We start from the raw sequence: 13,558 nt of genomic DNA, 5'->3' as shown, positions 1-13,558 counted from the left end.
CGGTCAGGCCAGCACGGGCGGCGTCCAGGCGGCGTGGCGCAGGAACGCGCGGAGCGTCGCTCCGGACGGGGCCATGCGCAGGGCCGTGTTCCGCAGGGTGACGGCCACCGGGTTCGTCAGCTGCTGGCCCATCCGCCCGGCCAGGCGGGCCGCGCGGGCGACGGACTGGCTGCGCGGACGGCGTTCGGCGTCGTAACGGGTGAGGGCGGAGGTCAGGGTGGGCTCCGACGCGAGGGCGGCGGCGAGTGCCGCGGCGTCCTCCAGGGCCTGGGAGGCGCCCTGGCCCAGGTTCGGGGTCATCGCGTGCGCGGCGTCGCCGAGGAGGGCGATCCGGTCCGCGGTGAACGCCGGCAGGGGGTCGGTCAGCTCGTGGATGTCGTGGTGCAGGACGGCGTCCGGTTCTGTCGCGCCCAGCAGCGTCGTGACCGTGTCGTGCCAGCCGTCGCACCGGGCGCGCAGGAAGGCGAGGGGATCCGGGTGCCGCACGCCGGGCGGTGAGTTGAGCACGGCGTGCCATTCGACGCGGCCGTCCGCGAAGGTGAGGTGGCCGAACTCGGCTCCTCTGCCCCAGGTGAGTTCGAGGTCGCTGTCCAGTGCGATCGGGCCCGGCGTGGTGGCCCGTAGCACGGTGGTGCCGCTGTAGGCGGGACCGGGATGACCGGGGAACAGCCCGGCGCGCAGGCGGCTGTTGACGCCGTCCGCGGCCACGATCAGGTCCGCGTCGAGGGTGCCGCCGTCGCCGAGGAGGACCCGTACCCGGGCGGGGTCGGAGCGGTCCACGCTCTCCACCTCGGCGCCGACCATCACCCGGTCCTTCGGCAGGGCGGAGCACAGCACCCGCAGCAGTTCGGCCCGCCGGATGCCCGCGACCGGTGCGCCGAGCCGTCGTTCGAGTTCGGCTCCGTCGAGCCGGGCCAGCCATCTTCCGGCAGAGGTGCGGGTGCCTCCGGTGTACTGCGGCCGTATCGCGGCACGTATGGCCGGGCCGATGCCGAGGGCGTCGAGGGCGCGGATGCCGTTGGCGTGCAGGGAGATGCCTCCGCCCACGTCTGCGAGGACCGGGGCGCGTTCGAGGACCGTCACCTCCCAGCCGATCCTGCGCAGACCGATCGCCGTGGTCAGTCCTCCGACGCCCCCGCCGACCACCACCGCAATGCCGCCCATGCGTTCCCCCTCCGTACCGACCGCCAAAGCGCTTCTACATCTGTAGAAGGTGAGCGTACTCGGCCTACTACAGGTGTAGAAAGGAGGGGTGCCCACGGATCGACGTACCGTCCTCGCCGATGCCGCCATCGACGTCCTCGCCGAGGCCGGGATGCGGGGACTGACCCACCGGGCGGTCGACCGGGCCGCCGACCTGCCGCCCGGCACCACCTCCGCCTACTTCCGCACCCGCCGGGCGCTGCTCACCGCGCTGGTCCGCCGCCTGGTCGCGCTCGACCAGGCGGAGCTGCAGGAGATGGGGGAACGGACGCCGGTGCTGCGGAACGCGGAGGACCTGACGGCCGGCCTCGCCGCCTCCTGTGCACAGCGGCTCACCGGAGAGGGGCGGCGCCGCTCCCTCGCCCGCTACGCCTGCGCCGTCGAGAGCGTGCACCATCCCGAGCTGCGGGAGATCCTGCTGCCCCGTGATAACGCGGCCCGGCGCGCCGTACAGGAATTCCTGACCGCACAGGGCCTCGAGGACGCCGAGCAGCGCACCGTGACTCTGCTGGTCTGCGTGGACGGGCTGGTCTTCGACCGTCTGGTGGGTGGCGGACGCGTGTCCGAGGAGGAGCTCAGGGGGCTGGTGGAGGCGGCGCTGCGCTGATCCGGCCGCTCGGGGTCAGCCCGCGAACCTGTCCCGCAGCTCCCTCTTGAGGATCTTCCCGCTGGCGTTGCGCGGCAGCTCCTCCACGAACACCACCCGTTTCGGCGCCTTGAAGTGGGCGAGTTTCTCGCGGGCGTGGGCGATGAGGGCCTCCCCCGTGACCTCGCCGCGGGGTACGACGACCGCGGTGATCGCCTCGATCCACTTCTCGTCGGGCAGGCCGATCACGGCGACCTCGGCGACGCCGTCGTGCGTGTACAGCGCGTCCTCGACCTGACGGGATGCGACCAGGACGCCACCGGAGTTGATGACGTCCTTGACCCGGTCGACGATCGTGAAGTAGCCGTGCGCGTCACGGACGGCGAGGTCGCCGGAGTGGAACCAGCCGTCGCGGAAGGCCTCGGCGGTCTCCTCGGGCTTGTCCCAGTAGCCCTCGCACAACTGCGGGGAGCGGTAGACGATTTCGCCGGGTGTGCCGTCGGGGACGTCCTCGCCGTTCTCGTCGACGACACGGGCGTCGACGAACAGGACCGTGCGGCCGCAGGAGTCCATCCGGCCCTTGTGCTCGTCGGGGGCCAGGACCGTGGCGAGCGGGCCGATCTCGCTCTGCCCGAAGCAGTTGTAGAACCCCAGCTTCGGCAGTCGCTCGCGCAGCCGCTCCAGGACCGGCACCGGCATGATCGACGCCCCGTAGTACGCCTTGCGCAGCCCGCTCAGGTCGCGGGTGGCGAAGTCGGGCCGGTTGGACAGGCCGATCCACACCGTCGGCGGGGCGAACAGGCTGTCCACGCGGCCCGCCTCGATCAGGTCGAAGAGCTCGTCGCCGTTCGGCGCGTCGAGGATGATGTTCGTGGCGCCGACCGCGAGGTAGGGCAGCAGGAACACGTGCATCTGCGCCGAGTGGTACAGGGGCAGCGAGTGCACGGGGAGGTCGCCGGCGCTCAGGTCGAGGGCCGTGATGGCGCTCAGGTACTCGTGGACCAGGGCGCGGTGCGTCATCATCGCGCCCTTGGGCAGGGCCGTCGTGCCCGAGGTGTACAGCAGTTGCACGAGGTCCTCGGTGCGCGGTTCGGGACCGTCGTACGCCGGGGCCGCGGCCAGTTGTTCGAGCAGGGAGCCGTCGGCGTCGCGCAGCGGAAGGGATCGTACGCCGTCGGGAAGCCGGCCGGCCAGGTCCGGGTCCGCCAGGACCAGCGTGCTTCCCGACTGGCCGACGATGTACGCGAGGTCGTCGCCGGCGAGGTTCTGGTTGACCGGTACGTGGACCAGGCCCGCACGGGCGCAGGCGAGGAAGGCGATGAGATAGGCGTCGGAGTTGTGGCCGTAGGCGCCGACCCGGTCGCCGGGAGCGAGGCCCTCGGCCAGCAGGACGCCCGAGGCGCGGGAGACGGCCTCGTCGAGTTCCTCGTACGTCCAGGTGCGGTCGCGGTACTCGACCGCGACGCGCGCCGGGGTGCGCCGGGCGCTGCGGCGCAGCACCCCGTCAACCGTGCTGCCGTGTCCTTGCGTCATGACTCATGATCCTCGGTCCGTCGAAGAGGGGGGTCAAGTAACCGGACCGGGGGTCGCACACCCGTTGTTACGCTCAACCGCTCCTTCCCTCAATGACGTTGGGAGGCACGATGCGCACCAGCCTGAGACGACTCGTCGTCGCGGCTGTCGCCCTGCTCACCGCCACGGCCACGCTGCCTGCGGCAGCGGCAGAGTTACCGGATCGTCAGGATCGTCCCTCGCACGGTGGTCTGTCCGCCGTCATCCGCTACACCGAGTACGGAATTCCGCACATCCTCGCGAAGAGCTACGCAGATCTGGGCTTCGGTGAGGGCTGGGCCCAGGCCGCCGACGAGGTGTGCACGCTCGCCGACGGTTTCGTGACCCTGCGCGGCGAGCGATCACGCCATTTCGGCGCCGACGCGGCCGCCGACGGCGCGCTCTCCGCCGCCCGTACCAACCTCACCAGCGATCTGTACTTCCGTGGGCTCCGGGAGAGCCACACGGTGCAGAAGCTGCTCGCCGAGCCCGCTCCCCTGGGTCCGAGCCGCCAGGTCCGGGACATGATGCGCGGCTGGGCGGCCGGCTACAACGCCTGGCTCGCACAGAACAAGATCACGGATCCCGCCTGCCAGGGCGCCTCCTGGGTCCGGCCGGTCTCCGAGTTCGACGTGGCCACCCGCGCCTACGCCATCACCACCATTTCTGGTGAGGGGCGTTTCGTCGACACCATCACGAGCGCCCAGCCGCCGTCCGCGTCCGCCACCGGTACTTCTTCCGCGCCCACACCGTCCGCGAAGGCGTTGGCCGGGGCGGCGCGCGAGCTGTGGGCCGACAGCGGCATGGGCTCCAACGCCGTCGCCTTCAGCGGCGCCACGACGGCGAACGGCCGCGGACTGCTGCTCGGCAACCCGCACTATCCCTGGCAGGGCGGCCGCCGATTCTGGCAGTCGCAGCAGACGATCCCCGGCGAACTCGACGTCTCCGGCGGCTCGCTCCTCGGCTCCCCGGTGATCGCCATCGGGTTCAACTCGCACGTGGCGTGGACCCACACCGTCTCCACCGGCATTCCGGCCGACTTCCATCAGCTGACCCTGGATCCGGCCGATCCCACGACCTACCTCGTGGACGGCCGGCCGGAGCGCATGACGAAGCGGACCGTGACGGTTCCGGTGAAGGACCGTGAGCCGGTCACCCGCATCCAGTGGTGGACGCGTTACGGCCCGGTCGTCACCTCCCTCAGCGCCCAGGTCCCGCTGCCGTGGACCAGCACGACGGCGTACGCCCTGTACGACCCCAACGCGGCCAACATGCGTTTCACCGACACGTCGCTCGACTTCGGCAAGGCGCGCAGCACGGACGACGTCCTCGCCTCTCTGGCCCGGCACCAGGGCATCCCCTGGGTGAACACCCTCGCCGCCGACCGGTCGGGGCACTCGCTGTTCACCCAGTCGCAGGTACTCCCCCGGATCACCGACGAGTTGGCGGCTCGCTGCTCGACAGCGCTCGGCCGGACCACGTACCCGGCGTCCGGGATCGCGATCCTTGACGGCTCGCGCGGCGACTGCGCCCTCGGCAGCGACCCTGACGCCGTACGGCCCGGGATGTTCGGTCCGGCGCGGATGCCGAAGCTCAAGGACGCGCCGTACGCGGAGAACTCCATGTTCATGATCGACACATACTTGTGACCCTTTGAATCCAAGGGGCGTTGCCCCAGGTCACGGCGATTCACGCCAGCAAAGTTGGCCATGATCGCGCGGAACGCGCAGCCTGCGAATCCAAGGGGTGGGAGCGCAGCCACCTGCGAGCCGCGCTCGCCCTGGCCGGACACCTGCTCCGGCGGGCCGGAGCCTGCCGACACAGGCCCCGCAGGCGGCCACGTTCGGGCCGAAGTCGTAGGGCAGGAACACCGGCAAGTGCATCACCTACGGCATGACCAGCGTGCCCAACTCGGCGCGCATGCTGGCGCCCTCCTTGTATAAAGCGCGTCGCGCCGCAGCCACTCATCTAGGCAGGGCGAGGAGCAGCGCCGGAGCGCACGTCCGGCGCGTGACGGAATCCGAGCGCCATGGCGGCAGGAAGGCGACGCGCATTCATCCGTGCCCCCTGCACGTACCCGAATGGCCAGGGCTATGACCCGGGGCTTTTTACGCTCGCCCTACCTGCCCCCATGGACCCTCCCCCCGTGCCTCTCCCAGACTCCTCAGGCTCACGCCTTCGGCGGCTGGTCCTGGTCCTCCGTGGCTTTGTCGGCCACGAAGGAGCCCATGCCGGTCACGGTGTAGATCTCGCCCGTCTCCCGCAGCGCGGCCAGCGCTTTGCGGGCCGTGACGCCCGCTACGCCGAACTCACTCGTCAGCGCTACGACCGACGGCACCCGGCTGCGAGGGGCGTACGTGCCGTCCGTGATCCGTGCACGGATCACGTCGGTGATCTGCTCCCACTTCGGCCGGTCCTCGGCGAACTCGATCATGGGGCCAGCCTGCACGCCTGTGACCGTCATGGCGAGATATAGGCATCCCGTAGCGGGGTATAGCACTCTGCTCGTACGCTGGGTGTTCTCAGAAAGAGACCCCGGCGAGTCGGTCAGGACTCCCGGGGCGTGGCCACCACTACCGAGGAGTGATGACATGGCGAAGCCTAGCCAGAGTTTGCACGACACGATGCGCGCGAAGCTGGGTGACCGGGACACCGAGGAGTCCAGGCGCGCGTACGCCGCCTGGAAGGGCCACGTCGAGGACTGCCCCGTGTGCGGCGGTGCCCTGGCCCCCTGCACCGTGGAACCCGTGCTGTGGGGCGTGTACCGGCACCTGGCAGGCGCCCGGTGAACATCTGCCGCCACTGTGACGCGCTGATCATCGACGAGGAGGACGGAGTCCTCCTGTGGCACGAGCCGGGCAACTCCGGTCCCGGGTGGGACGTGTGGGCGCACCGCGAACACGCCCACCTCGTGCTGCCGGATCCCACACCCCTGCGCCTCCTGGCGCGCGTCCTGGCAGCGCGCCGGAAAGGCGAAGGAGCCTGACGGCACCTGCCAGCACAGGTGCGCAAGGGGGTGTGCAGGGAGTCGCCTCCACAAGGCCCGCCTGAGCCAAATACGGCCCCGAATGCACTGCCCGGTAGTAAATGTCGACAAATTCGGGACCGGCAACACTCGATTCAGCACTCCGTGCGTTTATCTGGATATTCAAGAGCCCCGATCGGTGGCTTATCCGGATATCCGGTGAGTGAGAACTAGAAGACCCCCGTGCACGCCGCACGGGGGTCTTTCTTTTTGCCTGTCAGGTGTTGTTCACGCCCTCGGCCATGGCATCTACGGAATTCCAGGGCGTGAACTCTGGCCCCACAGGAAGTGTGTCGGGCTCATGCCCCGCCGTTGTACGTCCACGTCGCACCGGCGAGGTGGCCGGAGGTGGGGGAGTCCGCGTCCGTGGCGTTGGGTCCGGGGCGCTGCGCGCCGGTATTGGCACCGCTGAGCGGCTGCTGCGTATAGGGCGCAGCGCAACCGCCACGAAGCGCTGCCATCGGCTGAGATCCCGCCTCGTGCCCCGGGTCCCCTGCCAGGTCCGCGCCAGGCACGGCGCGCATGGTGTCCATCTCAGTACCCCATCCCCTCGTAGTTCGTCCCGATCGTGGACCCCTGGGACCTCAAGTAATCGATGAGTTCCTGAGGGTTCTTGGTGTTCCGGATGGCGTTGATCTGTTCCTGCTGAGATCCCATCGGGGGAGCCGCGTGCACGGCACCGATGGAAATCATCCGCTGGTACTGCATCTGCTCTTCTGGCGTCAGAAGCGGCGAGCGAGGGTGTCCACCTGCATTCGGCTGCTGTGGGGAGCTGTCGCCCTCCATCAGTTCCTGAAGCATGGCCTTCTGCTCGTCCAGTTGCTTCTTCAGTGCCTTGTTCTCGGCCGAAATCGCCTTCATGTGGGCCCGGAGCCCCGGCGACCGTGGCGCGTTGCGCTGCCGCTGCTGCGGCTGCTCTTCGAACTCTTCGTACTCGGCGGCGTCTCCATATGGGTCGCTTCCGTAGTACCCCATGTCAAAGGACATGCGCTCCCCTTCCTTTGGCCGTCTCCTTCTCAAGGGGGCAGAGAGGAGAGATCCGTCTCCGGACTTGTGACAGACCGGGGGCCGGGCAATCCCGGTCGATGAAAAGGAACGGTACAGGTCTGGAGTGACACTCCAGCCATTCCCTAAGACCCGGGCCGGCTGCCCCCTATCGGAATGCGTCAGACCGCAGCCATGGTGGCCGTGCAGGAACCTGTTCCCGAGGCGCCGGAAAGGGATGTGCGGTAGTACCGGAACGCCTTACCCGTACTCGTTGCGCTCACCGTGGCGGCGGCCGTTAGGGCGACGGTGGTTCCCGTGGAAACCCACGCGGAGTTGTCCAAGGAACCCTCGATGGTCAGCGTTCCGGCGAGGGTGCCGGTGCCGACAGCAACAACCGTGGCCGTGGAACGGGGTTGGATGCCGTCCACGGCTGTTCCCGTGGCGTTAGTGGTGACCGCGCTCAACGTGGGGCCGCTGACGCTGTCCAGAACTACCTTCATCTCAGGCATGGCGCCTCCTTGTTCGTCGGTGTGGAGTCCGAGGTGATGACCACCTCGGACTCCATGGGCAACTCCTTGGGCAACTCCTTGGGCTCCACCATCTAGGCAGCGGTGGAGGACACCGCCGCCCAGATGACACGGCGCGCGGCGTGCTCCAGACCGGGGTCACCCTCGATGATGCCGATGAGCCATGCCAGCCGAATGACCGGCTCTTCTCCGAAGCGGCTGTGCGCCAGCCTCGTGGCCTCGTCCACGACGAGGTCAATGCAGTGAGGGCAGGCGGCCTTCAGGCCGCCCCAGGGGCATTCACGGACCTGTCGGACGACGGAGCGGCTAAAGCGCATGGCCCACCCCCGAGGGGGTGGTGATCACCGTTTCTCGGGACATACGCTCGTGTCCTCCTTCTTCTTGGTCGCACGGGAACAGGGGATTAGTGGCCGCTCCTGGAGGCCTGGTCCGGGAGCGGCCACATGCTTATGCGGTCATCGCTCGGACTCGTGAATCAGTTGCCGGTTGTCGTTCGCGTCGCCCAGCTCGGCTAGCGCCACCGGTTCGCCGGGTTGCCCCGCAATGACGGGGAACGCCTCGCCGTGCTCGGTGACCACGAAACAGATGACACGGTCATCCATTGCGTCGTACTTCTCGCGGTCTTCGGGACGCCGGAGGTACCAACCTGCGCCCGGTACCACGCCCACGACTCGGTCCACCTTTTCTCCTCGGTCATGCGGCGGGTGGCGTGCTGCCACCCGGGGGTACGAACGGACGGCCAGGGCGTGGTTCGCGCGCATGCGCGCGCGCATGAGGAGCGGGCTCCTCGGTAGGAATCTCGTGGCTCCGACCAGGGGTGTTCACGATGTTCACGGAGCGCTGGTTAACGCCGTAGGAAATCTCTTCGCGGGAGGTTTCCAGGCTTGCGTGAACATCGTGAACATGATCTTGTTCGGTGGCCTCGGCCCACTCGTTCATGTCGTCTGCGACGGTGCGGAATCGGACGCCCTTCCACGCCTTGTAGGTGGCACCGCCCGGGATCTCGGCGTATGGATTGGCATCCGTTATGCGCTGCTGCCGTGGACTGCGGGAGCGACTCGGATTGGCCCGCACCGCCTTGAACTCGGCGCCGTGCCGCCGCATCACGTCGTGGCTCTCGAAGCGGGCCACGATGGTCTTTTCGCTCCAGGTGCTCATGCCCTTACCGATGAGGTAGGCGTCCAACTCCTCCTTGAAGTCCCGGCCGTGGATGTGGTGGCCGGACTCGAATATGAGCGCGTCGTCACTGAAGGCCAGGACGGTGTCCGACTCCTTGCGCCACTTCAAGGTGTCGGCCTTCACCCGCTCGGGGAGCTGCGGCATCACCTTGTCCGCCGCGTACCAGCGCTGCGCGCCCTCGACCAGCCACGCGAGTGCCGCTGCGTGGATATCCGGATCGCTCTTGCATCGGTCCCGTAGACCCGGGTCGCCTAGCCGGTCGTCAGCCTTCTCCAGCGCTTCCCATGGCTTTTTGAAGGTGTAGGGGAAGGTGACCAGAGCCAGACGTCGCCACGACCCGTGGTCGGTCTCCGTGATTTCGGGCCGATGGTTCGTCGAAATGAACATGGAGTGCGTGGCCGTGAAGGTCACCGAGTCCTGACGGATACGGCGGGCCGTGATCTGTGGAGTACCGACCGTGCGCTTAAGGCGCTGCGTATCCAGCCTGCGCGCCTCCGGCGTTTCTTCCATGACCGCGTACCGAACCCCCATAAGGTCCATAAGTTCGGTGGGGTGTGCCGACGGGTCGGCCATCAACACGCGGTCCGACAGCTGCGCGCAGTACTCGTTCAACCCCAGGGCACCAACGGTGGCCGCCATTTCGGCGCTCTTCCCGTTCTCCCCCGATCCGTGGAGGATCACCAGGAGATCGTCAGGTGGTGTGTGACCGGTGATTGCCTGACCCTGCCTGATTTGGAGCCATTCACGGACGCCCTCCGGTACGGCCTCCAAAGCCTTGTCCCAGTCCGGGTGTCGATAGCCGGGGCGGTAGTCCGCCCCCGCAATCTTCGTCATGAGCAAGTCCGGGTCATGGGGCAGCGTTTCACCAGTGATCAGGTCCACGACGCAGTTCTGGGCATTCAGCTTGTCGGGGTCGCGGTCCAGTTGTTCGGGCATGGTGAACACGCCCTCAAAACCCTTGGCCATCTTCTGGATGGTGATCTGCTTCTCGGCCCTCAAGGCCCGGCGCCATCCGGTGATGACGTCCATTGGAACGCTGCCCGGCTCTCGGCGCTCCTGGTCTAGGGCGCCCTGGTATTGCCGGACTGCCCAACGGCGGATCTCTTCTGCAACCTCCAATTCGTCGCAGTCCCGCCACACTCGGCCGGTCCAGGCTTTCCATCCGACTCCCGGCACGTAGCGGTACGCCCCGGCCAACACGTCGGCTACAACGGACTCGGCAAGGAACGAGTCCTCGAATTGGTCACTGGTACGCGGCGCAGCGCGGCGCATTCGTCGCTCCTCCCACACCCGGGTCTCGTGCTCGGGTGTGCCGATGTGCCGTAGGCCGTGATCCACCCCTGCACGTCCGGCCTCCGGGTGGTCGGTCCAGGTGTCCACGGCCGCGTACAGCGCGGCCCGCAATTCATCTGCCTGGAGCTGATGTGGGACGTAATGGCTCAACTCCAGCGCGATGCCGTCCACCCAGGGTTCGCCGCGTCCACCGACAGGCTCATCCCGGATCTCCTGGCAGCGCTTGTTCACGTACCGCTGAAGCCCTGGAGGCGTCCCCTGGAAGCCCTCCAGGATCTCGCCGGTATGCCGGTTCACCGGAAGCGTGCTCGGCGCCCTTACGGGCTTCTGAAGCTTCTGGGCGACCCATTCGGGCAGTGGCGCCAGGGGTGCGTTCACCTCCAGCACGTACGGGCGCCCGAAGATGACCGACGGGGGCGCCACCACGTACCCGCCATCGCCCCGGGTATCGACGTCCGCACCGAGGTAATTGTCCTCCTCGCCGCGCGTGCATCCGAGACGCTGCGCAGGCATCTGGAAGTAGTGATGCCACCCGCCGGTGGAGGTCTTCACGGTGTAGGTGGAGGGCAGTTGCCCGTTCTCCGCCTCGCGCATGGAGATCGTCTGGGCGCCCTGCTTGCTCTGCTCGACCCCGTCCTTGTCGACGTAGACCTTCGTGTCGACGTCCATCACGAGGAGGTTGGAGGTGCCGGTGGCGATGCCGATGTTGGAGTCGGGCCACATGTCCCACCACTCGAAGATCTGCTGAGAGTCGTTGGTGGCGTCTTTGTGGCCGTTCATCGTGCGGGGGTGCTTGCCGACGTCCTTCCCGCAATCCTTGTTGCAGGAGCATCGCCCCGACGTGGTGTCGTGCAACGGGAAAACTGACCAGCCGTTGCGGGCGTAGGCGAATGCCGCCTGAAGGAGAGGATTGTTAACGGGCTCACCCGATGGTGGGTATGCCATGCTTGACACATCACTTTCTCTGAGAACCGCCCCCGGTCACTCCTCTCCGGGGCGGTTGTCTTTTGGTGGTCAGGCAGCCCCGGTCCTCAGACCCCGCACAAGGCGGGGCTCCTCTCCTCCGTCGGGGCCTACGCGTTACGTCATGTCATGCTGGGATTCCTTTCATCGAGACCCCCGGGACCTGAAACCGGGGGTCTCATCTCTGTCAGGCAGCCGTGGACGGTGCGAGCAACGCGCGCAGCCTTTCGAGCTGTTCTGGGGTGAGCGCCGGTGCGGCGTCGACAATGCGCCGTACATAGACGTCCAGGCTCGAGGGATTAGCCACCGTGACATGGGCGCGTACTTCAGCCTCGGAGACTTTCGTGAGTCCGGACGTGACGCGATAGCCGATGAGCTCGCCGCGCTCGATCATGCGGCGGATCGTGATGCGGCTGACGCTGAGAATGGTCGCCGCGTCGTTCGGGCCGATCAGATCAGAAGGAAAAGGCGCGCTGGGCATGGGCAGTCTCCCCCGGGTATACGGGAATCGACTGCGGGGCCTCAGCGCGCCTTTGCCTAGCTCCGCGATACAGAAAAGTCCTGGGATGAGGGGCACGCCCCCGTCCCGATGCGCGACGGACCAAATGTTACAGGGCGCCCACCGACGAAAGCTAATCCGACGGGGGCGCCCCTATTGCATAGCCTGCCTATTACTTCACTCCTTTACCCACTTGACCTCGACGGATTCGGGGTCGAAATAACCTGCGCCGGAGCCTGGAACGAACCCCGCTGGACGTCCCTGGCGGGCGCGCAGCAGCGTCACCACGGCCAGCGTGGCGAGGATCTTCCGCCTCTTCTCCAGGCCGTAAATGTCGCGCCACCAGGTCAACGCGTCGTCGGGGTCCTCACCCTGCCGCCGGACCAACTCCGGTAGATCGACGTCATCGAGGGCCCCTGGCTGTGCTGCGGAGGCTGCCGCCGTGGCCACCTCGGTGATCTCCTGCTCCACGGCCGCGATGCGCTCCCGGAGCCTGCGGGAGGCAACGCGGTACTCCACGGGGTCCGCGTCGTCGTCACCCGCGAACGCGTCGGCCAGGGCCTCCAGACGGGCCGTGAGGGCCGCATGACTGGCGTTCAGGTCGTCGGTGGACGCTCCCGCCGGGACAGCGGGGGCGGGGGCCGTGAAGGCCTCCCGTGCGTCCTCGCGGCACAGCCGGGCAATGATGACCCGCTCCACGTAGTTGTCGATCGGTGCGGCGGTACGGCTCACGTGGCCGCCCTGGGTGCACCGGTAGAGCTGCGGCTGTCCGGCCCCCGCTCCGCCGGGGCGGACCGTGGCCCCGCAGTGGCACCGGTAGAGGCCTGAGCCCAGATACCGGACCGTCTTACCGTCATGGTCGGCAGGGCCGGTGTAACGGGCCGGGTCGCTCAGTACGGTGCGCACGGCCAGCCACACGTCATGGTCAAGGATGGCGTCCCACTGCGCGGGACCCACGTCCTCGCCCTTGTGCGCGACGCGTCCGGCGATCCGGGGCGACAGCAGCATCTTTCGCACACTGGGGACGATCCACGCGTTGCCGCGCGGCGTGCTGACGCCCTGCGCGTTCCAGGCGCGGCAGATGCCCGCCAGGCTCATGCCGGTCTCCGGGTCGGCAGCATGCGCAAGCACCGCGTTCGCGGCCTCCCGGATCAACTCGGCCTCCCGCTGGTCCACCTGCGGCACCTGGGGTGCCTCACCCTTGGCGTGCCGCTTCACGGCCTTGTACCCGAAGGCGCGCGGTCCGCCATGGTTGACCCCCGCTGCGCGGAGATCCTCCTTCTTGCTGACCATGCGCTCGATGGCGTGCGCTACTTCGTGCTTGCTCACGCTGGCCAGGATCTCAGCGACCATGACGCCGGAGGCGGTGGACAGGTCAATGTCCCCAGCCTTCACCGTGCGGATCACGGCGCCCGACACCTTGACGGCCTTGACCAGTTCGCCAAGATCGGTGAGCTGACGGTAGAGACGGTCGGGGTGCCAACTGATCACTGCGTCGGCTGAGCCATCAGTCAGCATGGCGAGCATCCTGCGGTACTGCGGGCGCGGCTTGCCCGAGTAAGCGCTGATGTCGTTCTCGGGGAGCACGGCCACGACCGACCAGCCAAGGTCGGCCGCGAGCTTGCGGCACTCGTCCTCCTGTCGGCCGACCCCTGCGGCCTGCCCCGTCGGGTCGTCAGAGATGCGGGTGTAGATCACTGCCCTGATCTGGTGGTTCGCGGTGGTTGAGGTCATGCGCCGAAAGT

The 13,558-nt window shown here is 68.0% G+C and carries 14 protein-coding genes and 1 pseudogene; 4 read left to right on the top strand and 11 right to left on the bottom strand.

The window, feature by feature from the left end:
* Positions 1-3: 3 nt before the first annotated feature.
* Positions 4-1,164 (bottom strand): FAD-dependent monooxygenase, encoded by a 1,161-nt coding sequence (locus tag ABZO29_RS41460; protein WP_367325361.1) that lies wholly within the window; start codon positions 1,162-1,164, stop codon positions 4-6.
* An 88-nt stretch (positions 1,165-1,252) separates the two neighbouring features.
* Here ABZO29_RS41460 and ABZO29_RS41455 point away from each other — a divergent pair, with 88 nt between their 5' ends.
* Complete coding sequence (locus tag ABZO29_RS41455; RefSeq protein ID WP_367325360.1) at positions 1,253-1,810, top strand: TetR/AcrR family transcriptional regulator; 558 nt, start codon at positions 1,253-1,255, stop codon at positions 1,808-1,810.
* 15 nt (positions 1,811-1,825) lie between these two features.
* Here ABZO29_RS41455 and ABZO29_RS41450 read toward each other — a convergent pair whose 3' ends face one another.
* Complete coding sequence (locus ABZO29_RS41450) at positions 1,826-3,322, bottom strand: acyl-CoA synthetase (protein ID WP_367325359.1); 1,497 nt, start codon at positions 3,320-3,322, stop codon at positions 1,826-1,828.
* A gap of 110 nt (positions 3,323-3,432) precedes the next feature.
* Between ABZO29_RS41450 and ABZO29_RS41445 the strand changes: the two are divergent.
* Positions 3,433-4,962, top strand: a pseudogene (locus ABZO29_RS41445) (penicillin acylase family protein); the annotation flags it as partial.
* A 548-nt stretch (positions 4,963-5,510) separates the two neighbouring features.
* Here the strand turns inward: ABZO29_RS41445 and ABZO29_RS41440 are convergent.
* A complete protein-coding gene (locus ABZO29_RS41440; protein ID WP_367325358.1) occupies positions 5,511-5,774 on the bottom strand; it encodes a GntR family transcriptional regulator in 264 nt (87 codons plus the stop codon).
* A gap of 157 nt (positions 5,775-5,931) precedes the next feature.
* Between ABZO29_RS41440 and ABZO29_RS41435 the strand changes: the two genes are divergently transcribed.
* Positions 5,932-6,129 carry a hypothetical protein gene (locus ABZO29_RS41435; protein WP_367325357.1) on the top strand — a complete coding sequence of 66 codons (198 nt, stop codon included), beginning with the start codon at positions 5,932-5,934 and terminating at the stop codon, positions 6,127-6,129.
* Positions 6,126-6,326, top strand: a complete 201-nt coding sequence (locus ABZO29_RS41430; RefSeq protein WP_367325356.1) for a hypothetical protein — start codon at positions 6,126-6,128, stop codon at positions 6,324-6,326. The genes ABZO29_RS41435 and ABZO29_RS41430 overlap by 4 nt, the downstream gene beginning before the upstream one ends.
* 338 nt (positions 6,327-6,664) lie before the next feature.
* Here the strand turns inward: ABZO29_RS41430 and ABZO29_RS41425 are convergent, their stop codons facing one another.
* The 8 genes from ABZO29_RS41425 to ABZO29_RS41390 form a co-directional block, all read right to left on the bottom strand.
* The gene (locus tag ABZO29_RS41425) at positions 6,665-6,826 is read right to left on the bottom strand and encodes a hypothetical protein (RefSeq protein WP_367325355.1); all 162 of its coding nucleotides are present in this window, start codon (positions 6,824-6,826) and stop codon (positions 6,665-6,667) included.
* Positions 6,827-6,899: 73 nt separating this feature from the next.
* Complete coding sequence (locus ABZO29_RS41420; protein ID WP_367325354.1) at positions 6,900-7,352, bottom strand: hypothetical protein; 453 nt, start codon at positions 7,350-7,352, stop codon at positions 6,900-6,902.
* Between the two features lie 179 nt (positions 7,353-7,531).
* Positions 7,532-7,861, bottom strand: a complete 330-nt coding sequence (locus ABZO29_RS41415; RefSeq protein ID WP_367325353.1) for a hypothetical protein — start codon at positions 7,859-7,861, stop codon at positions 7,532-7,534.
* Between the two features lie 92 nt (positions 7,862-7,953).
* Positions 7,954-8,106, bottom strand: a complete 153-nt coding sequence (locus tag ABZO29_RS41410) for a hypothetical protein (RefSeq protein WP_367325352.1) — start codon at positions 8,104-8,106, stop codon at positions 7,954-7,956.
* Positions 8,107-8,334: 228 nt separating this feature from the next.
* Positions 8,335-8,559 carry a hypothetical protein gene (locus tag ABZO29_RS41405; protein WP_367325351.1) on the bottom strand — a complete coding sequence of 75 codons (225 nt, stop codon included), beginning with the start codon at positions 8,557-8,559 and terminating at the stop codon, positions 8,335-8,337.
* A 13-nt stretch (positions 8,560-8,572) separates the two neighbouring features.
* Complete coding sequence (locus ABZO29_RS41400; RefSeq protein WP_367325350.1) at positions 8,573-11,296, bottom strand: phage/plasmid primase, P4 family; 2,724 nt, start codon at positions 11,294-11,296, stop codon at positions 8,573-8,575.
* A gap of 205 nt (positions 11,297-11,501) precedes the next feature.
* A complete protein-coding gene (locus ABZO29_RS41395) occupies positions 11,502-11,795 on the bottom strand; it encodes a helix-turn-helix domain-containing protein (RefSeq protein ID WP_367325349.1) in 294 nt (97 codons plus the stop codon).
* A 195-nt stretch (positions 11,796-11,990) separates the two neighbouring features.
* Positions 11,991-13,547, bottom strand: a complete 1,557-nt coding sequence (locus tag ABZO29_RS41390; RefSeq protein ID WP_367325348.1) for a recombinase family protein — start codon at positions 13,545-13,547, stop codon at positions 11,991-11,993.
* Between the last annotated feature and the right edge of the window lie 11 nt (positions 13,548-13,558).

The organism is Streptomyces sp. HUAS ZL42 (assembly GCF_040782645.1).
Taxonomy (GTDB): Bacteria; Actinomycetota; Actinomycetes; order Streptomycetales; family Streptomycetaceae; genus Streptomyces.
This window is presented reverse-complemented; position numbering and strand designations above follow the sequence as displayed.

What these genes read in the sequence shown, in the direction of transcription:
- ABZO29_RS41415 (WP_367325353.1), bottom strand. Translation starts at nt 7,861, where the DNA reads ATGCCTGAGATGAAGGTAGTTCTGGACAGCGTCAGCGGCCCCACGTTG.
- ABZO29_RS41440 (WP_367325358.1), bottom strand. Translation starts at nt 5,774, where the DNA reads ATGATCGAGTTCGCCGAGGACCGGCCGAAGTGGGAGCAGATCACCGAC.
- ABZO29_RS41450 (WP_367325359.1), bottom strand. Translation starts at nt 3,322, where the DNA reads ATGACGCAAGGACACGGCAGCACGGTTGACGGGGTGCTGCGCCGCAGC.
- ABZO29_RS41420 (WP_367325354.1), bottom strand. Translation starts at nt 7,352, where the DNA reads ATGTCCTTTGACATGGGGTACTACGGAAGCGACCCATATGGAGACGCC.
- ABZO29_RS41390 (WP_367325348.1), bottom strand. Translation starts at nt 13,547, where the DNA reads ATGACCTCAACCACCGCGAACCACCAGATCAGGGCAGTGATCTACACC.
- ABZO29_RS41425 (WP_367325355.1), bottom strand. Translation starts at nt 6,826, where the DNA reads ATGGCAGCGCTTCGTGGCGGTTGCGCTGCGCCCTATACGCAGCAGCCG.
- ABZO29_RS41435 (WP_367325357.1), top strand. Translation starts at nt 5,932, where the DNA reads ATGGCGAAGCCTAGCCAGAGTTTGCACGACACGATGCGCGCGAAGCTG.
- ABZO29_RS41395 (WP_367325349.1), bottom strand. Translation starts at nt 11,795, where the DNA reads ATGCCCAGCGCGCCTTTTCCTTCTGATCTGATCGGCCCGAACGACGCG.
- ABZO29_RS41400 (WP_367325350.1), bottom strand. Translation starts at nt 11,296, where the DNA reads ATGGCATACCCACCATCGGGTGAGCCCGTTAACAATCCTCTCCTTCAG.
- ABZO29_RS41460 (WP_367325361.1), bottom strand. Translation starts at nt 1,164, where the DNA reads ATGGGCGGCATTGCGGTGGTGGTCGGCGGGGGCGTCGGAGGACTGACC.